Below are 22,119 nucleotides of genomic sequence, written 5' to 3'. Positions count from 1 at the left end.
CTCGTCATCGCGCATCACTCGATGGCGTCACCCGCAGTACTTCTTCCAGCGTCGTCAGTCCTGCCGCTACCTTGTGTGCACCCGACAGTCTCAGGCTGCACATACCTCCTTTCAGCGCTGCACGTCGTAGTGCCTGCACATCGGCGTCGGCGCTGATCAATGCCTTGGTGTCATCGTCCATCAACATGATTTCGTAGACCCCGGCGCGTCCGTGATAACCGCTTTCCCGGCATTCCGGACAGCCGTTGGCCTGATAGGTCTGTTCAGGTCGTGAGTGGGGCCAGGACGGGGTTAAGGCTTGCCAATCCTCATCCGCCAGCGCTACGTGGTTTTTGCAATGAGGGCACAGCAAGCGCACCAGCCGCTGGGCCATGACGCCTAACAACGTAGCCTTGATCAAGTAGTGCGCAACACCCAGCTCCAGCAGTCGGCTGATGGCGCTTGGCGCGTCGTTGGTGTGCAGGGTCGAGAGCACCAGATGCCCGGTGAGCGCAGCCTGGATCGCCATCTCGGCTGTCTCCTGATCACGGATCTCGCCGATCATGATGATGTCCGGGTCCTGGCGCATCAGCGCGCGGATGCCACTGGCGAAGGTCAGGTCAATGTTGTGCTGGACCTGCATCTGGTTGAAAGCCGGCTCTACCATCTCGATCGGGTCCTCTACCGTGCACAGGTTGATCTCTCGGGTCGCCAGCTGTTTCAAGGTGGTGTACAGGGTGCTGGTCTTGCCCGAGCCAGTGGGACCGGTTACCAGAATGATGCCGTTGGCCTGGCGGGTCATGGCTTGCCAGCGCTCCACGTCGTTGCTGGAAAATCCCAGTTGCTGAAAATCCTTGTGTAGCACCTGAGGGTCGAAAATCCGCATCACCAGTTTTTCGCCAAACGCGGTGGGCAGGGTCGAGAGCCGCAGCTCTACTTCACCACCCGCAGGGTTTTTGGTCTTCACCCGGCCGTCCTGGGGTTTGCGTTTTTCGGCCACGTTCATTCGCCCCAGACTTTTCAGGCGACTGACCACTGCCATCGTCACTTGGGCTGGGAATTGATAGACGTCGTGGAGCAGGCCATCGATGCGAAAACGCACGCGGCCCTGATCGCGACACGGCTCGATATGAATATCACTGGCGCGCTGGTCGAACGCATATTGCAGCAGCCAGTCGACGATATTGACGATGTGCGCGTCGTTGGCGTCGGGCTCCTGGTCGCTGGCGCCGAGGTTGAGCAACTGTTCGATAGTGGAAGACGGATTTGGCTGGTCCGCGCCGGAGGCGCCGCTTACCGACTTTGCCAGCCGGTAAAACTCCACGGTGCAGCGCGCAATGGCTTGGGGGTTGGCCACCACTCGCCTGACCGAGCGCCTCAATACATGGGCCAACCCCGCTTCCCAGCTATTCACATGAGGCTGGGCGCTGGCGACGGTGACGGTATCGGCATCCACCGCTACAGCGAGAATCCCGTGGCGCTGGGCAAAGGCATAAGACATCAACGGTACCACCGCCGCCACGTCGATCTTCAATGGGTCGATACGCAGGTAGGGCTGGCCAACGTGGCGGGCGAGCCATTCGGTCAGGGTTTCCAGGGATAGCCCGTGGCAGGCGATACGTTCCAGGGGATGCAGCGCGCTGTCCGCTGCCGTGCTCGATAAGCGTTTTGCCACATCGGCAGGTACCAGGCCCTGATCGATCAGGGCCGGTAACAACTGATCGAGTTCCAGCGGGTGATCATGAGTGTTTGGCGCAACGGACATGGAGGTTTTCCCGGGCAACGTTTAGGCGTAGCCCCAGCCTAGTCACGCCTTGAGCCTCGTCCCCCAAGGGTTTATTGCAGGCTTTTACTGACCAGCAGCTTGCATCGCCTGAGGCCGCGCCGAATCAGCCGGTCGCAGTTCCAGCGAGCAGACGCTGATCAGGTTACGAAGTTTTTCACCAATCACTTGGGCTCGGTGCCAACTCAACCCGTCTATCACGATATCGATCGCCAGCAGGTCATCCTCGCGCAGCACGCTCACCTCCCGAGGCACGAGGAATTGCAGGGCGAAATAGTTGAGCACCCGGCACAGCACGTCAGGTTCTGCCTCTGCGAGGATCTGATAGTGGGCCTGGCAATGAGCGCTATTGACGGCCCAGGCGTCGACGCGAGGGGCGGGGTTGCTGACTTCGACGGCGTGCATGAAGATTCTCCGGATTCGACTGGAGGAATTTTTACATTCGTGCAGGGAGATTTCTTATCTAAAATTGGTGAAAACAGTCTATAAACGAATTAACCAATTCGTAGATATTATAGTTAAGGGTGTTTTTATGCACAGTGAGCTGGATGTGTACGACCGGCGCATCCTGGCGTTGCTGCAGGAAGACGCTTCCCTTTCCAGCGCGCAGATCGCTGAACAGGTTGGCCTGTCGCAGTCACCGTGCTGGCGACGGATTCAGCGGCTCAAGGAAGAGGGGGTGATTCGCGGCCAGGTGACGTTGCTGGATCGCAAGAAGATTGGCCTGAACACGCAGATTTTTGCCGAGGTCAAACTCAATGCCCACGGGCGCTCCAACTTCACCGAGTTCACCGAGGCGATTCGGGGCTTTCCGGAAGTACTGGAGTGTTATGTGCTAATGGGCGCGGTGGATTTCTTGTTGCGGATTGTCACGTCGGACATTGAGGCGTACGAGCGGTTTTTCTTCGAGAAGCTATCGATGGTACCGGGGATTCAGGAGGTCAACTCCATCGTGGCGCTGTCGGAGATCAAGTCGACGACCAGTTTGCCGATGTAGCCGCTGAATGACCTGTAGCCGCTGCCGAAGGCTGCGATCGACTCGCAGAGTCGCAGGATCTTTAGATCGCTGAAGGCCTTCGGCCTTATCGCTGCCTTCGACAGCGGCTACAGAGTTTTGATTACAGACGCAGCAACGTTTTCCACGCCCGGTTCTGATACACCGCAATCGCCTGATGCATACGTGCATCCAACGATTCATCGGTAATCGGCTGATTGGCCAATAGCGCCAATTTGTTCAGCTCGCCATACAGGCGATCCAGTTCCGGAATGTCCACCACCTGGCGCGCATGGTGCAGCCAAGCCTGGATGCGTTCAATGCGCGGCAGTTGCTCAGCCAAGTCTTCCGGCTGTTGCTGGTAACGCGACAGTTGCAGCGCGACAGCATCGTCGGCCAGCAGTCGTGGCAACCAGTTGGTGATTTGGGCCGCGCCCTGACGGTTGCCGCGCACGTTGCGGTTGGCGGTCCAGGTGCGGGCCAGCAGCCAGCGCGAGAGGTTCAGGGAGAACAGGCCCCAGCGCACGTCTTCCAGTTCTTCGACGAACTGTTCCGGCGCGGCTTTGCGTATGTCTTCGTCTTCGTCACCAGCCTGGACCAGCGGGCGCCAGTCTTCCAGCAGGGCATCCAGCGCGGCGCGCAGTTCACTGGTGGATTGACGCGGGGCGGCCTGGCCGAGGCTGCCGATCAAGGCGCGCAGTTCACCGAGGTTTTCCACCCAGTCCTGCAACAGGCGCCAGTGGCCATTGAAACGGTACTGTTCGGCCAGGCGCTGGCTGCTGCCCAGCAAGTGCCAGGTCAGCGCGGCGAAGACGTCGTCCAGCGGCATTTCGGCATGCAGCACCGGAGCAGGCAGGCCCAGGGAATAGCTGTTGGCGTCGAACAGGCGGTAGCCGCGCTCAGCCTTGCTGATATCGCAGGGCATCAGCGCCAGGGTTGCCGCCAGTTCAGCGGCCAGTTCCAGCAGTGCGGCGGGGTCGCCTTCGCGCAGTTCCAGTTCCAGCTCGCAGATTTCTTCTTTCTGCTTGCCGGCGATCACGTGGCCCAGGTCCAGAGCGGCTTCGATCACCACTTTGGCCTTGCCGCGGCCCCAGGCAATTTCGGCGCGCTCGCGAACGAAATCGGTGGTGAAGATCGGCTTGAGGGTCTTCTTGTCCAGTTCGGCCAGTTGCTCGGGCCAGCATTCGCCGTCGAGTTTCTTCACGTCGAGCTTGGCTTTGGGCAGTTTCCAGTCGTATTCATTACGTTCCGACAAGCCGGCGACGCTGTGGCCACGGGTCTTGAGGGTCTGGATCACTTCGTCGCCGTCTTTGCGCAGGCGCAGGGCCACTTTGGCCTGGGCCAAGTCGCGTTCAGGGGTGTCGAAGTACTGGTTCATCAACTCACGGCGTTCCCAGCCACTTTTGTTGCGTTTTTTCAGTAACGGGTGCTCACGGAGCGCGGCGAGGGTTTCGCGGCTGACGCGGAGCTTGATTTCGGTTTCTTTCTGCATGGCCGGAAAATCCAGGATCGGGAGCGCAGCCGGGGAAATGTGTGGCTGCCAAGGTCGTGCAGTGTACAGGACTGAGCCGGGCAACGTGCCGCAACGGTTTATTGTGCGGCGCAGATAGCTCTATGATGGGTTTCATCTGTGGAAGTTGAGAGACCGCGCATGCCATTACCGTCCATGAAAGAGCAGTTTGCCGCGCTGATTGCCGCACCTTCGGTCAGTTGCACCCAAGCGTCTCTCGATCAATCCAACCGCCCGGTGATTGATTTGCTCGCCACATGGCTGGGGGATCTGGGCTTTGCCTGCGATATCCAGCAGGTCAGCCCCGGCAAATTCAACCTGCTCGCCAGCTTCGGCACCGGCCCTGGTGGCCTGGTGCTCGCCGGGCATAGCGACACCGTGCCTTACGACGGCGCGCTGTGGCAGACCGATCCGCTCAAACTGACGGAAGTGGACGGCCGCTGGGTAGGTTTGGGCAGCTGTGACATGAAGGGCTTTTTCGCCTTGGTGATCGAAGCCGTACAGCCGCTGCTGGACCAACCGTTCAAGCAACCCTTGTTGATTCTCGCCACCTGCGACGAAGAAAGCTCCATGGCCGGTGCCCGTGCGCTGGCTGAAGCTGGTCGTCCATTGGGCCGCGCGGCGGTAATCGGCGAACCCACGGGCCTCAAGCCGATCCGCCTGCACAAGGGCGTGATGATGGAACGCATCGACATCCTCGGGCGCAGCGGCCATTCGTCAGACCCGAGCCTGGGCCACAGCGCCCTGGAAGCCATGCACGATGCCATCGGCGAACTGCGAGGCCTGCGGCTGGCCTGGCAGCGGGAATACCGCAACCCGCAATTCAGCGTCCCCCAGCCGACCATGAACTTCGGTTGTATCCACGGTGGCGATAACCCCAACCGCATCTGCGGCCAGTGCTCCCTGGAATTCGACCTGCGGCCCTTGCCCGGTATGGATCCCCAGGTGCTGCGCGCGGCCATCCGGCAGAAGCTTGAGCCCTTGGCCGAGCGCCATCAGGTGAAGATCGACTACGCGCCGCTGTTCCCGGAAGTGCCGCCCTTTGAGCAGGCCGAAGATGCAGAACTGGTGCGGGTTGCGGAACGACTCACCGGCCATCGTGCCGAAGCAGTAGCGTTTGGCACCGAAGCGCCTTATCTTCAGCGCCTTGGTTGCGAAACCCTGGTGCTCGGCCCTGGCGATATCGCCTGCGCCCACCAGCCCGGCGAGTACCTCGAAATGTCACGCTTGACGCCTACAGTGCGTCTATTGCGGGAACTGATTGAGCATTACTGCCTGAAACCTGCATAAATTAACCACGGCCCATCCGTACATAAAGGAGAGCGAGCGTGTCGCCAAGCCTGTTCCGACGATAACCATCAGCCCGCTGTGCGTTTTCACGATTCATCCTCTATCGGCTGCTTTTTATTACAGGCCCAGGTTTTATGCCCGAATACGTCAATTGGCTTCGTCACGCTTCGCCCTACATCAATGCCCACCGCGACTGCACCTTTGTGGTCATGCTGCCGGGCGACGGTGTGGATCATCCGAACTTCGGCAACATCGTCCATGACCTGGTGCTGCTCCACAGCCTTGGCGTGCGGCTGGTGCTGGTCCATGGTTCACGCCCGCAAATCGAAACCCGCCTCGCCGCACGCGGCCTGACGCCGCATTACCACGAAGGCCTGCGCATCACTGATGCCGCGACCCTGGAGTGTGTGATCGACGCGGTCGGCCATCTGCGTATTGCTATCGAAGCGCGGCTGTCCATGGACATGGCCTCGTCGCCGATGCAGGGCTCGCGCCTGCGGGTGGCCAGCGGCAATCTGGTGACCGCGCGTCCCATCGGTGTGCTGGAAGGCGTCGACTATCACCACACCGGCGAAGTGCGTCGGGTTGACCGCAAGGGCATCAATCGCCTGTTGGACGAACGCTCCATCGTGCTGTTGTCGCCGCTGGGCTACTCGCCCACCGGTGAAATCTTCAACCTGGCCTGCGAAGACGTTGCCACCCGTGCCGCCATCGACCTGGGCGCGGACAAGCTGCTTTTGTTTGGCGCGGATCTTGGCCTGATCGACGAGAACGGCCGTCTGGTACGTGAACTGCGTCCGCAACAAGTGCCGGCGCACCTGCAGCGCTTGGGCAACAACTATCAGGCGGAACTGCTCGACGCAGCGGCTGAGGCTTGCCGTGGCGGAGTAGGGCGCAGTCATATCGTCAGCTATGTCGAAGATGGTGCACTGCTCACCGAGCTGTTTACCCGTGACGGTGGCGGTACGCTGGTGGCCCAAGAGCAGTTTGAACTGGTGCGTGAAGCGGCGATTGAAGACGTCGGGGGTTTGCTGGACTTGATCAGCCCGCTGGAAGAGCAGGGCATTCTGGTGCGCCGTTCCCGGGAAGTGCTGGAGCGGGAAATCGAGCAGTTCAGCGTGGTTGAGCGTGAAGGGATGATCATCGCCTGCGCGGCGCTGTATCAGATTGCCGATTCGGATGCCGGTGAGCTGGCCTGCCTGGCGGTCAACCCGGAGTACCGTCATGGGGGGCGGGGTGATGAGTTGCTGGAACGCATCGAAACCCGCGCCCGGGCGCAGGGCCTGAAGACGTTATTCGTCCTCACCACCCGTACCGCCCACTGGTTCCGCGAGCGGGGCTTTGTGCCCAGCAGCGTAGACCGGCTACCGTCAGCTCGGGCCTCGCTGTACAACTTTCAGCGTAATTCGAAGATCTTCGAGAAGGCGTTGTAAGCCTGATCTTCGATACGCCGTAGATCTAATGTGGGAGCTGGCTTGCCAGCGATAGCGGTGCGTCAGTCACTTTATTGGGTGGCTGATCCACCTCTATCGCGAGCAAGTCGAATCGTCGCACCGCCGCTCCCACCGTTTTGTTCGCGGTACGCCAGGTTTACTCGCTGACAAATTTCCCCGTCACATACGCCGAATAGTCCGGCAGCACTGTCTCCACTTTCCCTTGTTCCTTCAAGAACTGCGCCGTTTCTCCGATCGCCTTCGCCGTGCCGCCGTTGAGCAAGGCATCGGTTTGTTGCGCCTGGGCATCCGGAAAGTTTGAGCCAGCCAGCAGCTCAGGAATGTCAGCTGCATTAGCGCCTGTCAGTTTGGCGATTTTTTGCACAGGGACTGAATCTGCCGTCCAGCCGGATTTATGGGCCGCATAGTCGGCAAAGGAATCCAGGGTGACCTTGGCAAACTTGGCCACTACGTCAGGATGTTTTTCGGCGAAGTCCTTGCGTGCGACCCACACCTCAAAGGTCGGCGCGCCCCACTGACCCACTTGGGCTGCATCTGTCAGGGTCTTGCCGGTCTTGCGGATCTCTCCCAAGGCGGGCGACCACACAAAGGCGCCGTCGATATCCCCACGTTTCCAGGCGGCTGCAATTTCTGCCGGTTGCAGGTTCACCACTTTGACTTTCGAGGTGTCCAGGCCCCAATGCTTCAAGGCGCCGAGCAGGCTGTAATGGGAGGTCGAGACAAACGGCGTGGCAATGGTTTTGCCGATCAGGTCTTCGGGTTTGTCGATGCCGCTGCCATTGCGCACCACCAACGCTTCAGAAGCATTGATCTGTGCCGATACGATAAACGCCACGATCGGTAAGTGACGTGAGGCCGCCGCTGCGAGAGGGCTGGAGCCCAGGTTGCCGATTTGTACGTCGCCGGAGGCAATCGCGGTCACGACTTCGGGGCCGCTGTTGAAACGGCGCCAGTCGATCTTTTGGCCTATGGTTTTTTCGTACAGGCCGTCTGCCTGGGGCACTTTGCTGGGGTCGATGCCGGTTTGATAGCCAATCGTGAGGTTGGCCGCCTGGACGCTGAAAGAAAGCGCGAGCGATACAAAAACTGTAACAAATTGACGTGAGGATATGCGTTTAGCCATGATGGCGTCGCCTTTTTGATCGTGAGTGACGTATGAACGGTTACGTCAACACTAAACGATCTAAAAACAGGCCAATAAATACCTTTTAGGAATTAGCTTATGGAGCGGCGCCTCCTTTTCGGACCGCCCGCCCCATGGAAAGTGATATTCCTGGATCGTATGAAAAAGGATGAAATAATTCTTTTTGGGTGTATGAAAAACTCATTACCCTGCAGGGACCAAATAACTGCGATTAGACGAAGGTAGTAGACACACAAGGTTACGATTGACTTGTCAGTCACTATCTGGCGCTAATCGCGCATCTGTGGATCAAGGGCGTCAGACCCGAGACCAAGAAATACAAAAATTAGAAATGAGAGGAGCGGTACATGAAGAAGTCCACATTGGCGTTGGCTGTGGCTGTAGGGGCAATCGCCCAGCAGGCAGGCGCCGCTGGTTTTATCGAAGACAGCAAGGCCACTCTGGGCATGCGTAACTTCTACATCAACACTGACAACCGTGACGGTACTGGTGCGAATAAGAACGAAGAGTGGGGCCAAGGCTTCGATCTGCGTTTCATCTCGGGTTACACCCAAGGTACTGTTCAGTTCGGCGTTGATGCTATCGGCCTGTACGGTGTGCGTCTGGATTCCAGCCCTGCCAAGAGCGGCAACGCAAGCGGTGCTGCATCCGGCGGCACGATTTTCCCAAGCGACGGCAATAAAGGCGCAGTCCCAGACTACGCCAGCCTGGGCCTGACCGGTAAGGTCAAGATTTCCCAGACCGAGCTGAAAATCGGCACCCTGCAACCGAACAACCCGGTCATCAAGACCAACGACGGTCGTCTGTTGCCACAAACCTTCCAGGGCGGCCAGATCACCTCGAACGAGATCAAGGACCTGTCTCTGGTTGTTGGTCAGATCGAGCACGCCAAAGGCCGTAACTCCAGCAACAACGAAGGCCTGTCGATTGCGGGCGCCAACGGCGGCTCCAACTACGACGCTGGTAACTTCGTCAACAAGTTCTACTACGCGGGTGCTGACTACAAAGTCACCAAGGACCTGACCGCGTCGTACTACTTCGGTGAGCTGAAGGACTTCTACTCGCAGAACTTCCTGGGCCTGGTCCACAACTGGGCTATCGGTCCTGGCGTCCTGAAAAGTGACCTGCGCTACTACCGCAGCCGTGACAACGGTGCCAACGGTGACACTGCTGGTTACTACACCACCGGTTACTACGGTAACAAAGTCACCAAGGGCAAGGTCGACAACGACCTGTACAGCTACTTGGCTCTGTACTCGGTTGAAGGCCACACCTTCGGCGCTGGCTATCAGTACACCAAGGGCGACAGCGATTTCCCTTGGCTGAACCAGGGTGACGGTTCGTCCAACAGCACCACCACCGACATGCAGATCCAGAAGTTTGCCCGCGCTGGCGAACGTACCTGGCAAGCTCGCTACGCTTATGACTTCGCCAAGATTGGCGTGCCTGGCCTGACCGCTGGTGTGATCTACCTCAAAGGCAACAACATCGACACTTCCGTCGGCAGCAAAAGCGAGTGGGAACGTGACTTGACCCTGGCTTACGTTGTTCCAGAAGGCCCGTTGAAAAACCTGGGCGTAGCCTGGAAAAACGCGATGTGGCGTACCGACCTGGCGAACACCCGTTCCCAGGACGAAAACCGCCTGATCGTCAGCTACTCGATCCCGCTGTTGTAAGACCTGCTGTATAACCTTGCCCGGCGCAACGCCGGGCAAGGTGTCTTGCTTTCAAGTCAGGCTCAACCCCCGCGAGCCCTTCCTGAACCCCTCTTTTTACAGCGTCTCAAGGCCTTCTCGAACCTTGAAACGAATGTTGATCCTCGCCTGTTCCCAGGTCCAGTGAACACATTTTTAATATTCCTTTATCGTCTAAATAAATCGATATTTATTCTTTTTAAATAATTCAAGATGCAGGCACAGTGGGCTCCATAAGCACTCATCAGGAGCCACACCCATGAGCCTAAGACTGGGCGACATCGCCCCCGACTTTGAACAGGATTCCAGCGCCGGCAAGATTCGTTTCCACGAATGGCTGGGCGATAGCTGGGGTGTGCTGTTTTCCCACCCGGCGGACTTTACCCCGGTGTGCACCACTGAGCTTGGCTTCACCGCCAAGCTCAAGGACGAATTCGCCAAGCGCGGCGTCAAGGCCATCGCCCTGTCGGTAGACCCGGTGGATTCGCACCACAAATGGATCGAAGACATCAACGAAACCCAGAATACCGTGGTCAACTTCCCGATCCTGGCCGATGCCGATCGCAAAGTTTCCGACCTGTACGACCTGATCCACCCGAATGCTAACGACACCCTCACCGTGCGCTCCCTGTTCGTGATCGACCCGAACAAGAAGGTGCGCCTGACCATCACCTATCCGGCCAGCACTGGCCGCAACTTCCACGAAATCCTGCGGGTCATCGACTCGTTGCAACTGACCGACAACTACAAAGTCGCCACCCCGGCCAATTGGCAGGACGGTGATGAAGTAGTGATCGTGCCGTCGCTCAAGGATGAAGAAGAGATCAAGAAGCGCTTTCCGAAAGGCTATCGGGCGGTGAAGCCGTATCTGCGGCTGACGCCTCAACCTAATCGTTAGTTTCGCCATCGCCATCGCGGGCAAGCCCGGCTCCCACAGTTGACCGCATTCCCCTGTGGGAGCCGGGCTTGCCCGCGATAGCGGACTTAGGTTGCAAACCAATCACAAAGCAGGGGTTTTCAGGCCGTTTCGACGGCCTTTTTTTTCGCCCGGCGATCACGCTCTTGTATATTCATTTAAAGAATAAACAAATGAATAAATAAGATTTATAGATATATAAATTGGCTGATATGGTCTGTTCCATCTTGGCGCCATCGCCACATAGCGAACCGCCGACACTTGCTCAAGGAATTTCCTACATGCTGGTCGTAACACTTGGTGGCAGTCCCAGCCAACGCTCCCGCTCCGGGGTCTTGCTGGAGCATTCCCGGCGCTGGTTGCAGCAGCAGGGCGTGGAGGTGGTGAGTTATCAGATACGGGACTTCCCGGCCGAAGACTTGCTACATGCACGTTTCGACAGCCCGAAAGTCATCGACCTGCTGCAACAAGTGGCCAACGCCGACGGCCTGGTGATCGCCACGCCGGTGTACAAGGCTTCGTTTTCCGGCGCCCTGAAAACCCTGCTCGATTTGCTGCCCGAGCGTGCCCTGGCCCACAAAGTGGTATTGCCCATGGCCACCGGCGGCAGCATCGCCCATATGCTTGCGGTGGATTACGCCTTGAAGCCGGTGCTCTCGGCGCTGAAAGCCCAGGAATTGCTGCACGGGATTTTCGCCGAAGACAGCCAGATCGCTTACGGCGAAGGCAGCGCCCAGGCGCAACTGGTGCCGATCCTCGAGCAACGCCTGAGTGAGGCCCTGGAGCAGTTCTATAGCGCCATGGCCCGCCGGCCGAAACCCCTTGATCCCCATGTGCTGAATGAACGTTTGTTGAGTGCTCGCTGGAGCATCTGAGCTTCGCCCTGATTTAGAAACACTCACCTTACTCAGCCGCCAACGGCCAAGCAGGTGCAGCCAATGCCCTAATCGCATATTTGGAGAGCGCCATGCGCACTGTCATCTTGCGTCGTGGTCTGGTCGCACTGTTTGCTGCGGCTGTGTCCTTCGGCGCCATTGTTCAAGCTCAAGCGGCCGAGACCCTGCGGATCGGCTATCAGAAATACGGCACTCTGGTGCTGCTCAAGGCCAAGGGCTCGCTGGAAAAGCGCCTGGCCGAGCAGGGCGTACAGGTGCAGTGGACCGAATTTCCCGGTGGCCCGCAGTTGCTGGAAGGGCTGAACGTCGGTTCCATCGACTTCGGCGTGACCGGCGAAACCCCGCCGGTCTTCGCCCAGGCGGCTGGTGCTGACCTGCTCTACGTTGCCTACGAACCGCCCGCGCCTACCAGTGAAGCGATCCTGGTGCCCAAGGATTCGCCGATCAAAACGGTGCAGGACCTCAAGGGCAAGAAAATCGTCCTCAACAAAGGCTCCAACGTTCACTACTTGCTGGTGCGCGCCCTGGAAGACGCGGGCCTGAAATACACCGACGTGCAGACCGTATTCCTGCCGCCCGCCGATGCCCGCGCCGCGTTCGAGCGTGGCAGTGTCGACGCCTGGGTGATCTGGGACCCGTACCAGGCTGCTGCCGAGAAACAACTGCAAGCCCGCACCCTGCGTGACGGCACCGGCATCGCCGACAACCATCAGTTTTACCTGGCCACCAAGCCTTACGCCGAAAAACACCCGCAAGTGATCAAGGCCCTGGTGGAAGAAGTGCGCGCCGTCGGCGAATGGTCCAAGGCCAACCCGGAAGAAGTCACCGCCCAAGTCGCACCGCTGCTCGGCCTGCCGACTGACATCACCCTGACGTCGGTGAAACGCCAGGGCTACGGCGCGTTGTTCCTGACGCCGGAAGTGGTGGCCGCGCAACAGAAAATCGCCGACAGCTTCTACCAACTCAAATTGATCCCGAAACCCTTGAGCATCAAGGACGTGATCTGGACCCCGCCCGCCGCCGTTGCCAACGCGCCGTAATCCGACTTCTTCAGGAGACAACTCCATGAGCCTCAATATTTTCTGGTTTCTGCCTACTCACGGTGACGGCCATTACCTTGGCACCGCCGAAGGCGCTCGCGCCGTCGACCATGGTTACTTGCAGCAAGTCGCACAGGCGGCAGACCGCCTGGGTTTCGGTGGGGTGCTGATCCCTACCGGGCGTTCTTGCGAAGACTCGTGGCTGGTGGCAGCCTCACTGATTCCAGTGACCCAGCGGCTGAAATTCCTTGTCGCGCTGCGCCCCGGGATCATTTCCCCAACGGTGGCGGCGCGTCAGGCGGCAACGTTGGATCGCCTGTCGGGCGGCCGCGCACTCTTCAACCTGGTGACCGGTGGTGATCCGGAAGAATTGGCTGGCGACGGTCTGTTCCTGAGCCATGAAGAGCGTTATCAGGCGTCGGTGGAGTTCACCCGCATCTGGCGCCGGGTGCTTGAGGGCGAAACCGTCGACTACGACGGGCAGCACATCAGCGTCAAAGGCGCGAAATTGCTCTACCCACCGATCCAGCAACCACGCCCACCGCTGTATTTCGGTGGGTCTTCCGAAGCGGCCCAGGACCTGGCAGCCGAACAGGTGGAAATGGTCCTGACTTGGGGTGAGCCTCCTGCCGCCGTGGCGGAAAAAATTGAACAGGTGCGGGCTAAGGCGGCCAAGCTCGGGCGCACTGTGCGTTTCGGCATACGCCTGCATGTGATCGTGCGTGAGACCAACGCCGAAGCCTGGCAAGCCGCAGACAAACTGATCTCTCATGTGGACGATGAAACCATCGCTCGCGCCCAGGCCTCCCTGGCGCGTTTTGATTCTGTAGGCCAGCAACGCATGGCCGCCTTGCATGGCGGCAGCCGCGATAACCTGGAAGTCAGTCCTAACCTGTGGGCAGGCGTTGGTCTGGTACGTGGCGGTGCCGGCACGGCGCTGGTGGGCGATGGCCCGACCGTGGCCGCACGGGTCAAGGAATACGCGGACCTGGGCATCGACACCTTTATCTTCTCCGGTTATCCACACCTGGAAGAGTCGTATCGGGTGGCCGAGTTGCTGTTTCCGCACCTGGACATCGAACGCCCGGAATTGCCGAAAAGCGCCGGCTATGTGAGCCCGTTCGGCGAGATGGTGGCCAACGATATCCTTCCCAAAGCTGCGTCCCAGAGCTGAGGCGCCGCCATGAACCTTGAAAAGCTAAGCCATCGACTGGCGCCTTGGGCGCTGCCGATCCTGTTGCTGGCAGTGTGGCAGTTGTCGGTGTCGGCCGGCTGGTTGTCGACGCGAATTCTGCCGGCTCCCAGTGCGGTAATCGAAGCGGGCGTGAACCTGGTCCGCAGCGGTGAGATCTGGACCCATCTGGCGATCAGCGGTTGGCGTGCCGGCCTGGGTTTTGTGATCGGCGGCGGTATCGGCCTGGCCCTGGGTTTTATCACCGGCCTGTCGACCTGGGGCGAGCGCCTGCTGGACAGCTCGGTGCAGATGATCCGTAACGTGCCGCACCTGGCGCTGATTCCGTTGGTGATCCTGTGGTTCGGCATCGACGAAACGGCGAAGATTTTCCTGGTTGCCCTGGGCACGTTGTTCCCGATTTACCTCAACACCTATCACGGCATCCGCAACGTCGACCCGGCGCTGGTGGAAATGGCCCGCAGTTATGGCCTGTCCGGTTTCAGCCTGTTCCGCCAAGTGATCCTGCCGGGCGCCTTGCCTTCGATTCTGGTGGGTGTGCGCTTTGCCTTGGGCTTCATGTGGCTGACGTTGATCGTTGCGGAAACCATCTCGGCCAGTTCTGGCATCGGTTACCTGGCGATGAATGCCCGTGAGTTCCTGCAAACTGACGTCGTAGTGCTGGCGATTGTGCTGTACGCCGTACTCGGCAAGCTGGCAGACCTCGCGGCTCGCGGCCTGGAACGGGTCTGGCTGCGTTGGCATCCGGCCTATCAAGTGCATAAAGGAGGTGCGGCATGACCGCTCAACAACCTCCACGCCTGCTGCAGGGTATTCCGCTGGCGGTGCGCAAGTTGCGCAAGTCTTTTGGCTCTCGTGAAGTGTTGAAGGACATTGATCTGCATATTCCAGCAGGCCAATTTGTTGCGGTCGTCGGCCGTAGCGGTTGCGGCAAAAGCACGTTGCTGCGGCTGCTGGCCGGCCTGGATAAAGCCAGTGGCGGTGAGTTGCTCGCCGGCTCTGCGCCGCTGAGCGAGGCCATTGAAGACACGCGGCTGATGTTCCAGGAAGCGCGCCTGCTGCCGTGGAAAAAGATCATCGACAACGTAGGTCTTGGGCTCAAGGGCAACTGGCGTGCGAAGGCATTGGAAGCGCTGGAAGCGGTCGGCCTGGCCGAACGCGCTAATGAGTGGCCGGCGGCGTTGTCCGGTGGCCAGAAACAGCGCGTTGCTCTGGCTCGTGCCTTGATTCACCAGCCGCGCTTGCTGCTGTTGGACGAGCCGCTGGGAGCGCTGGACGCCCTGACCCGGATCGAGATGCAGCAACTGATCGAGAACCTCTGGCGCAAGCACGGCTTCACCGTATTGCTGGTGACCCACGACGTCAGCGAAGCCGTGGCCATTGCCGACCGGGTGATCCTGATCGAAGACGGTGAAGTCGGCCTCGACCTGCACGTGGAACTGCCACGTCCGCGGGTCCGTGGCTCCCACCGCCTGGCAGCCCTGGAAACCGAAGTGCTTAACCGTGTGTTGTCGTTGCCCGGCACTCCGCCGGAACCCGAACCTGTTTCACCGCTGCCTACGCAATTGCGTTGGGCTCAATAACTCACTTGTCCCCTGAAGGAAGAAGACCATGACTATTAAAGCCATCAACGTGCGTAACCAGTTCAAAGGCACCATCAAGGAAATCGTCGAAGGCGACGTACTGTCGGAGATCGATGTGCAGACCGCGTCTGGCATCGTGACGTCGGTTATCACCACGCGCTCGGTGAAAGAGTTGGAGCTGGTGATCGGCAGTGAAGTGATTGCGTTCGTGAAATCCACCGAGGTGTCGATCGCCAAGTTGTGATCGATGTGTTGCACAAAGCCCCGAAGGTGAAAGCCTGTCGGGGCTTTTGTTGTTCTCGAGATCGCTTTCGCGAGCAAGCCCGCTCCCACATTTTGATTTGCGAATACATTCAAATGTGGGAGCGGGCTTGCTCGCGAAGAGGCCGGAACAGGCAGCACATCACTCAGAGCGCAGCCACCCGCTTAGGTAAAAACGCCGGCAAATAAAGCCCCACATACGCATCAAACACCCGCATCCCTTCCTCCTCCATACGCGGCGTAATCTGCCCGTGCTGTTGCACCGAGCGCGCATACACGCGGTCGCTCAGCTCCAGGGCCAGGGCGAAGACGGCGACGTCAGTGGGCAAGGCCGGCACTTCGAAGTGGTGGTTGAACACTTCGAACATCAAGTCACCCAACTCCAGATCATGCTGGCGGTCAGCCTGCGTGACTTCGGTCAAACCGTGCTGGGCGAGGATTAACTGGCGAGCGGCGGCATCCTTGCTGTAGATACCGAGCATGCGCTGCTCTACAACGCGGGACAGATCGCGCCAGTGGTCGAGTGTTGCGTGATCGATAGGCGCTTGCAGAGCGGCGCGGAACGCGGCGTGGACGTCAGCGGTCAGCGCTTCCAGCAACGCCGGCACGCTGGCGAAGAAGTGGTAGACCGACGACGGTGGAATCTGCGCCCGTTCGGCCACGCTGTAGATCGACAGACTGGCCACGCCTTCGGCGGCCAGCAAGGTGCGGGCGGCGTCGAGGATCGCGTCGATCCGGGCCTGGCTGCGGGCGCGGGGTTTGCGAGGGGTGGCGGAGCGGGTTGTCATGGATGTCTCCTACAAGGCAGAGGGCATTGTATGAGCAGGGCGGTGTGTTGTCTTCAAAGCCGCCTTTGCGAGCAAGCCCGCTCCCACACTTGACCGAGTTCCAACAGGAGAATGCGGTCAAGTGTGGGAGCGGGCTTGCTCGCGAAGAGGCCAACTCGGTTTCCCGGAGTAAACCCATAAAAAAACGCCGCGGACCCTAAGATCCGCGGCGCTCTTTTTTTGTCGCAACCGCTTACACGGTATGCAGGTACCAGTTGTACTCAAGGTCGGAGATGGAGTGTTCAAACTCTTCCAGCTCACTTTCCTTACAGGCGACGAAGATATCGATGTATTTAGGATCGATGTACTTGGCCATCACCTCACTGTCGTCCAACTCGCGCAGGGCATCACGCAGGTTGTTCGGCAGGCTTTGCTCGTTCTGCTCGTAGCTGTTGCCTTCCACCGGAGCACCCGGTTCGATCTTGTTGGTCAGACCGTGGTGCACGCCTGCCAGGACCGAAGCCATCAGCAGGTAAGGGTTGGCATCGGCGCCGGCCACACGGTGTTCGATACGTACGGCGTCGGACGAGCCGGTCGGTACGCGAATCGCCACGGTGCGGTTATCCAGCCCCCAGCACGGCGAGTTCGGCACGTAGAACTGTGCGCCGAAACGACGGTAGGAGTTGACGTTAGGGCACAGGAACGCCATTTGGGCGGGTAGGGTCTCCAGCACACCGCCGATCGCGTGACGCAATGCGGCGTTCTGCTCGGGATCCTCGCTGGCAAAGATGTTCTTGCCGTCCTTGTCCAGGATCGAAATGTGTACGTGCAAACCGTTGCCTGCCTGGCCTGGGTAAGGCTTGGCCATGAAGGTGGTGTCCATCTCATGGTCGTAGGCGATGTTCTTGATCAGACGCTTGAGCAGTACCGCGTAGTCGCAGGCCTTTATAGGGTCGGCAACGTGGTGCAGGTTCACTTCGAACTGCGCGGGGGCACTTTCCTTGACGATGGCGTCGGCAGGGATGCCTTGCTCTTTTGCACCTTCCAGAATGTCCTGGAGGCAGTCGACGTATTCGTCGAGGTCGTCGATCAGGTAGACCTGTGTCGAGTGCGGGCGTTTGCCGGAGATCGGCGAGCGGGGCGGTTGTGGCCGGCCATTCACGTTCTCCTGGTCAATCAGGTAGAACTCCAGCTCGAATGCGGCGCAGATGGTCAGACCGAGGTCGTCAAATTTGCTTACAACTTGGCGGAGCACTTCGCGAGGATCGGCGAAGAAAGGTTCACCTTCGAGTTCGTGCATGGTCATCAGCAATTGCGCGGTTGGGCGCTTTTGCCAAGGTTCATTGCACAGGGTGTCAGGGATTGGATAGCAGATTCGGTCAGCATCACCGATATCCAGACCCAGACCGGTGCTTTCCACCGTTGAGCCATTGATATCCAGGGCAAATAGAGAGGCAGGCAGGTTGATGCCTTTCTCGTAAACCTTGTGGAGGCTGGTGCGTTCGATGCGCTTACCGCGCACCACACCATTCATATCCGCAATTAGAAGGTCTACGTACAGAACCTCAGGATGATCCTTAAGGAACGCGTTCGCTTCGTTAAGCTGAACGGCACGCGGGGGTACCGACATGATGCAACACCTTTGTTGTTAAAAATATCAATCATTGATCTCTTCGGGTTTCAGTCAACCCGAACGGCATGCCGAAGTCAAGCGAGGCCTTTTTTGCCCTAAAAAAGCGCCTTGAGGGCATTTTTGTGGCTTTTTGGGGCGATTTTTTGTGTTTGGGGGCCTTGGACCCAGCACGCTTGAGCGGGCCGTGTTGTATTTTTTACGGGGGTGTTGTGTAAAAAAATGAACAAGGCTAAGCTCGATTCAAACCCATAACAGCAATAATACCGGGGTGCTTCATGTCTCGCCTGCCGTTAATCGGCGTCACCGCCTGCTCCAAACAGGTCGGTCTGCATGCTTATCACATCAGTGGCGACAAATACGTCCGTGCAGTGGCCACCGCTGCCAAGGGCTTGCCATTGATTATTCCGTCTTTGGCGGATTTGTTCGCGCCGGCCAATATTCTTGACGGCCTGGATGGCATTCTTTTTACCGGTTCACCTTCCAATATCGAGCCCTTTCACTACGACGGTCCAGCCAGTGTGCCCGGGACTGCTCATGATCCTGCACGGGACCAAACCACCTTGCCGTTGATCCGCGCCGCCCTGTTGGCAGGCGTTCCGGTGTTGGGGATTTGCCGTGGTTTCCAGGAAATGAACGTGGCCTTCGGCGGCAGCCTGCACCAGAAGGTTCACGAAGTGCCGGGCATGATGGATCACCGTGAAGACGACACCCAACCGGTGGAAATCCAGTACGGCCCGGCGCACCCGGTGACAATCTCCCCGAATGGGGTATTGGCAAGCCTCGGTTTGCCGGACACGATCCAGGTCAATTCGATTCACGGGCAGGGCATTGATCGCCTGGCGCCAGGCTTGCAAGTAGAAGCCACGGCGCCTGACGGGTTGATCGAGGCGTTTTCCGTCACTCAAGGCAAGGCTTTTGCTTTAGGAGTGCAATGGCACCCCGAATGGCAGGTAAGCTCTAACCCGCACTACCTCGCGATCTTCCAGGCATTTGGCAATGCCTGTCGAAAGCGGGCGATGCAACGCGACGCGGATACTGCGTCAACTAACGCCTGACCTTTAATGGACGTCAGGAAACACAGCCCAGAGGCATTTATGAGTAACAACCTCGACCAGCTCACCGATTGGTTGAAAGACCACAAGATCACAGAAGTCGAATGCATGATTGGCGACCTCACCGGTATTACCCGGGGCAAGATCTCGCCGACCAACAAGTTCATCGCCGAAAAGGGCATGCGCCTGCCCGAGAGCGTTCTGTTGCAGACCGTGACCGGCGACTATGTCGAAGACGACATCTATTACGAACTGCTCGACCCGGCTGACATCGACATGATCTGCCGCCCGGACGAGAACGCGGTATTCCTGGTGCCCTGGGCCATCGAGCCTACGGCCCAGGTGATCCACGACACCTACGACAAGCAAGGCAACCCGATCGAGCTGTCGCCGCGCAACGTGCTCAAAAAAGTTCTCAAGCTCTACGCCGACAAAGGCTGGCAGCCCATCGTGGCGCCGGAGATGGAGTTCTACCTGACCAAGCGTTGCGAAGACCCGGACTTCCCGTTGCAACCGCCGATTGGCCGTTCCGGGCGCCCGGAAACCGGTCGCCAGTCCTTCTCTATAGAAGCAGCCAACGAATTCGACCCATTGTTCGAAGACGTCTACGACTGGTGCGAACTGCAGGAGCTGGATCTCGACACGCTGATCCACGAGGACGGCACGGCGCAGATGGAAATCAACTTCCGTCACGGCGATGCCCTGTCCCTGGCCGACCAGATCCTGGTGTTCAAGCGCACCATGCGCGAAGCGGCGCTCAAGCACGACGTGGCGGCTACCTTCATGGCCAAGCCCATGACCGGCGAGCCCGGCAGCGCGATGCACTTGCACCAGAGCATCATCGATATCGCCACTGGCAAGAACGTCTTCTCTAATGAAGACGGTTCCAAGAGCGAACTGTTCCTGCACCACATCGGCGGCCTGCAGAAGTTTATTCCCGAGCTGTTGCCGCTGTTCGCACCCAACGTCAACTCGTTCCGCCGCTTCCTGCCGGACACTTCGGCACCGGTGAACGTGGAGTGGGGCGAAGAAAACCGTACCGTCGGCCTGCGGGTACCGGATGCCGGCCCGCAGAACCGTCGGGTGGAAAACCGCCTGCCGGGTGCTGACGCCAACCCGTACCTGGCGATTGCCGCCAGCCTGTTGTGCGGTTACATCGGTATGGTCGAATGCATTAACCCAAGTGCGCCGGTAGTCGGCCGTGGTTACGAACGACGCAACCTGCGCCTGCCGTTGACCATCGAAGACGCCCTGGAACGCATGGAAAACAGCAAGACCATCGAGAAATACCTGGGTCAAAAATTCATCACAGGCTACGTCGCGGTCAAGCGGGCCGAGCATGAAAACTTCAAGCGCGTGATCAGTTCGTGGGAGCGGGAATTCCTGCTCTTTGCCGTCTGATGCGCCGGGTGCGGCCGTCAGACGCCGCACCTTCACCTGCTACTTTTGGAGATTGGTATGACTAGCAACAACCCGCAAACCCGTGAATGGCAAGCCTTGAGCAATGATCACCACCTGGCGCCGTTCAGCGACTTCAAGCAATTGAAAGAGAAAGGCCCGCGCATCATTACCAAAGCCCACGGTGTTTATCTGTGGGACAGCGAAGGCAACAAGATCCTCGACGGCATGGCCGGCCTGTGGTGCGTGGCGATCGGTTACGGTCGCGATGAACTGGCTGACGCCGCCGCCAAGCAGATGAAAGAACTGCCTTACTACAACCTGTTCTTCCAGACCGCCCACCCGCCGGTATTGGAACTGGCCAAAGCCATTTCCGACATCGCCCCGGCAGGCATGGACCACGTGTTTTTCACCGGTTCCGGTTCCGAAGGCAACGACACCATGCTGCGTATGGTCCGCCACTATTGGGCGATCAAAGGCCAGCCGAACAAGAAAACCATCATCAGCCGCAAGAACGGCTACCACGGGTCCACCGTGGCCGGCGCCAGCCTGGGCGGCATGACCTATATGCATGAACAAGGCGACTTGCCGATTCCGGGCATCGTCCACATTGCCCAGCCGTACTGGTTCGGCGAAGGCGGCGACATGAGCCCGGAAGAGTTCGGGATCTGGGCGGCCAACCAACTGGAAGAGAAGATTCTGGAACTGGGTGTGGATAACGTCGGTGCCTTTATTGCCGAGCCGATCCAGGGTGCCGGCGGCGTGATCGTGCCGCCAGACAGCTACTGGCCGCGCATCAAGGAAATCCTCGCGAAGTACGACATCCTGTTCGTCGCCGATGAAGTGATCTGTGGCTTTGGCCGTACCGGTGAGTGGTTCGGTAGCGATTTCTACGACCTCAAGCCTGACATGATGACCATCGCCAAAGGCCTGACCTCGGGCTACATCCCGATGGGTGGCCTGATCGTGCGTGACGAAGTGGTTGCGGTACTGAATGAAGGCGGTGATTTCAACCACGGCTTCACCTATTCCGGCCACCCGGTGGCGGCTGCGGTCGCCCTGGAAAACATCCGCATCATGCGCGATGAAAAAATTGTCAGCCGCGTTCATGACGAAACGGCACCCTATTTGCAGAAGCGTCTACGCGAGCTTGCCGATCACCCGCTGGTGGGTGAAGTGCGTGGTGTTGGCATGCTGGGGGCGATTGAGCTGGTGCAGGACAAGGCCACGCGCAAGCGTTATGAAGGCCGTGGCGTTGGCATGATTTGCCGTACGTTCTGCTTCGACAACGGCCTGATCATGCGCGCCGTTGGCGACACCATGATCATTTCGCCACCGCTGGTGATCACCAAGGCCGAGATTGACGAGTTGGTGACCAAGGCGCGCCACTGCCTTGATCTGACTTTGGCGGCATTGCAGGGCTAAGTGCTAGGCTCAGACCGGAGCCGCCTTTGGGCGCTCCGTCTGGGCATTGATAAAAACGCATTGATGAAGAAACGCGTTGATAAAGAGAGTGCTTCGGTTGAAAGCCAG

The 22,119-nt window shown here is 59.0% G+C and carries 20 protein-coding genes; 14 read left to right on the top strand and 6 right to left on the bottom strand.

Going from position 1 to position 22,119, the window contains the following annotated elements:
• Positions 1 to 4: 4 nt before the first annotated feature.
• Positions 5 to 1,744, bottom strand: a complete 1,740-nt coding sequence (locus tag HKK55_RS24170; RefSeq protein ID WP_169356903.1) for a GspE/PulE family protein — start codon at positions 1,742 to 1,744, stop codon at positions 5 to 7.
• 84 nt (positions 1,745 to 1,828) lie between these two features.
• Positions 1,829 to 2,167: a hypothetical protein gene (locus HKK55_RS24165; RefSeq protein WP_169356902.1), complete on the bottom strand. Its 339-nt coding sequence runs from the start codon at positions 2,165 to 2,167 to the stop codon at positions 1,829 to 1,831.
• A gap of 127 nt (positions 2,168 to 2,294) precedes the next feature.
• Here HKK55_RS24165 and HKK55_RS24160 point away from each other — a divergent pair, with 127 nt between their 5' ends.
• The gene (locus HKK55_RS24160) at positions 2,295 to 2,759 is read left to right on the top strand and encodes an Lrp/AsnC family transcriptional regulator (protein WP_169356901.1); all 465 of its coding nucleotides are present in this window, start codon (positions 2,295 to 2,297) and stop codon (positions 2,757 to 2,759) included.
• A 121-nt stretch (positions 2,760 to 2,880) separates the two neighbouring features.
• Here the strand turns inward: HKK55_RS24160 and HKK55_RS24155 are convergent, their stop codons facing one another.
• Positions 2,881 to 4,248: an inorganic triphosphatase gene (locus tag HKK55_RS24155; protein ID WP_169356900.1), complete on the bottom strand. Its 1,368-nt coding sequence runs from the start codon at positions 4,246 to 4,248 to the stop codon at positions 2,881 to 2,883.
• A 159-nt stretch (positions 4,249 to 4,407) separates the two neighbouring features.
• On the opposite strand from HKK55_RS24155, the gene argE reads away from it, so the two are divergent.
• On the top strand, positions 4,408 to 5,556 hold the full coding sequence (gene argE / locus HKK55_RS24150) for an acetylornithine deacetylase (RefSeq protein ID WP_169356899.1): 1,149 nt from the start codon (positions 4,408 to 4,410) through the stop codon (positions 5,554 to 5,556).
• Positions 5,557 to 5,690: 134 nt separating this feature from the next.
• Entirely contained in the window at positions 5,691 to 6,989 is a 1,299-nt protein-coding gene (gene argA, locus HKK55_RS24145) for an amino-acid N-acetyltransferase (protein WP_155583637.1), read from the top strand.
• 157 nt (positions 6,990 to 7,146) lie between these two features.
• Here argA and tauA read toward each other — a convergent pair whose 3' ends face one another.
• Positions 7,147 to 8,133, bottom strand: a complete 987-nt coding sequence (gene tauA, locus HKK55_RS24140) for a taurine ABC transporter substrate-binding protein (protein ID WP_169356898.1) — start codon at positions 8,131 to 8,133, stop codon at positions 7,147 to 7,149.
• Positions 8,134 to 8,501: 368 nt separating this feature from the next.
• Here tauA and HKK55_RS24135 point away from each other — a divergent pair, with 368 nt between their 5' ends.
• From HKK55_RS24135 to HKK55_RS24100, 8 genes are all read left to right on the top strand, one after another.
• Positions 8,502 to 9,830, top strand: coding sequence for an OprD family porin (locus HKK55_RS24135; protein ID WP_169356897.1), 1,329 nt, complete (start codon positions 8,502 to 8,504; stop codon positions 9,828 to 9,830).
• 277 nt (positions 9,831 to 10,107) lie between these two features.
• The gene (locus tag HKK55_RS24130) at positions 10,108 to 10,746 is read left to right on the top strand and encodes a peroxiredoxin (RefSeq protein WP_155583640.1); all 639 of its coding nucleotides are present in this window, start codon (positions 10,108 to 10,110) and stop codon (positions 10,744 to 10,746) included.
• Positions 10,747 to 11,045: 299 nt separating this feature from the next.
• On the top strand, positions 11,046 to 11,639 hold the full coding sequence (gene ssuE / locus HKK55_RS24125; RefSeq protein ID WP_155583641.1) for an NADPH-dependent FMN reductase: 594 nt from the start codon (positions 11,046 to 11,048) through the stop codon (positions 11,637 to 11,639).
• A gap of 92 nt (positions 11,640 to 11,731) precedes the next feature.
• Complete coding sequence (locus tag HKK55_RS24120; protein ID WP_169356896.1) at positions 11,732 to 12,700, top strand: sulfonate ABC transporter substrate-binding protein; 969 nt, start codon at positions 11,732 to 11,734, stop codon at positions 12,698 to 12,700.
• A gap of 25 nt (positions 12,701 to 12,725) precedes the next feature.
• Positions 12,726 to 13,874, top strand: coding sequence for an FMNH2-dependent alkanesulfonate monooxygenase (gene ssuD / locus HKK55_RS24115; protein ID WP_155583643.1), 1,149 nt, complete (start codon positions 12,726 to 12,728; stop codon positions 13,872 to 13,874).
• Positions 13,875 to 13,883: 9 nt separating this feature from the next.
• On the top strand, positions 13,884 to 14,672 hold the full coding sequence (ssuC, locus tag HKK55_RS24110; RefSeq protein ID WP_169356895.1) for an aliphatic sulfonate ABC transporter permease SsuC: 789 nt from the start codon (positions 13,884 to 13,886) through the stop codon (positions 14,670 to 14,672).
• The gene (gene ssuB / locus HKK55_RS24105; protein ID WP_169356894.1) at positions 14,669 to 15,475 is read left to right on the top strand and encodes an aliphatic sulfonates ABC transporter ATP-binding protein; all 807 of its coding nucleotides are present in this window, start codon (positions 14,669 to 14,671) and stop codon (positions 15,473 to 15,475) included. Before ssuC ends, ssuB begins: the two co-directional genes overlap by 4 nt.
• Positions 15,476 to 15,503: 28 nt before the next feature.
• A complete protein-coding gene (locus HKK55_RS24100; RefSeq protein WP_003213899.1) occupies positions 15,504 to 15,719 on the top strand; it encodes a molybdopterin-binding protein in 216 nt (71 codons plus the stop codon).
• A gap of 163 nt (positions 15,720 to 15,882) precedes the next feature.
• Here HKK55_RS24100 and HKK55_RS24095 read toward each other — a convergent pair whose 3' ends face one another.
• Together HKK55_RS24095 and HKK55_RS24090 are read right to left on the bottom strand one after the other, a co-directional pair.
• A complete protein-coding gene (locus HKK55_RS24095; protein WP_169356893.1) occupies positions 15,883 to 16,524 on the bottom strand; it encodes a TetR/AcrR family transcriptional regulator in 642 nt (213 codons plus the stop codon).
• Positions 16,525 to 16,756: 232 nt separating this feature from the next.
• Positions 16,757 to 18,133, bottom strand: coding sequence for a glutamine synthetase family protein (locus HKK55_RS24090; RefSeq protein WP_003213894.1), 1,377 nt, complete (start codon positions 18,131 to 18,133; stop codon positions 16,757 to 16,759).
• A gap of 278 nt (positions 18,134 to 18,411) precedes the next feature.
• Between HKK55_RS24090 and HKK55_RS24085 the strand changes: the two genes are divergently transcribed.
• The 3 genes from HKK55_RS24085 to HKK55_RS24075 are packed head-to-tail and all read left to right on the top strand — an operon-like array spanning position 18,412 to position 22,011.
• A complete protein-coding gene (locus tag HKK55_RS24085; protein ID WP_169356892.1) occupies positions 18,412 to 19,191 on the top strand; it encodes a gamma-glutamyl-gamma-aminobutyrate hydrolase family protein in 780 nt (259 codons plus the stop codon).
• Between the two features lie 39 nt (positions 19,192 to 19,230).
• Positions 19,231 to 20,589, top strand: a complete 1,359-nt coding sequence (locus tag HKK55_RS24080; protein ID WP_169356891.1) for a glutamine synthetase family protein — start codon at positions 19,231 to 19,233, stop codon at positions 20,587 to 20,589.
• 57 nt (positions 20,590 to 20,646) lie between these two features.
• Positions 20,647 to 22,011 (top strand): aspartate aminotransferase family protein, encoded by a 1,365-nt coding sequence (locus HKK55_RS24075; RefSeq protein ID WP_169356890.1) that lies wholly within the window; start codon positions 20,647 to 20,649, stop codon positions 22,009 to 22,011.
• The last annotated feature ends 108 nt before the right edge of the window (positions 22,012 to 22,119 follow it).

Source organism: Pseudomonas sp. ADAK18 (genome assembly GCF_012935695.1).
Taxonomy (GTDB): domain Bacteria; phylum Pseudomonadota; class Gammaproteobacteria; order Pseudomonadales; family Pseudomonadaceae; genus Aquipseudomonas.
The sequence above is the reverse complement of the archived record's forward strand: the minus strand, read 5'-3'. Positions and strand labels throughout refer to the sequence as shown.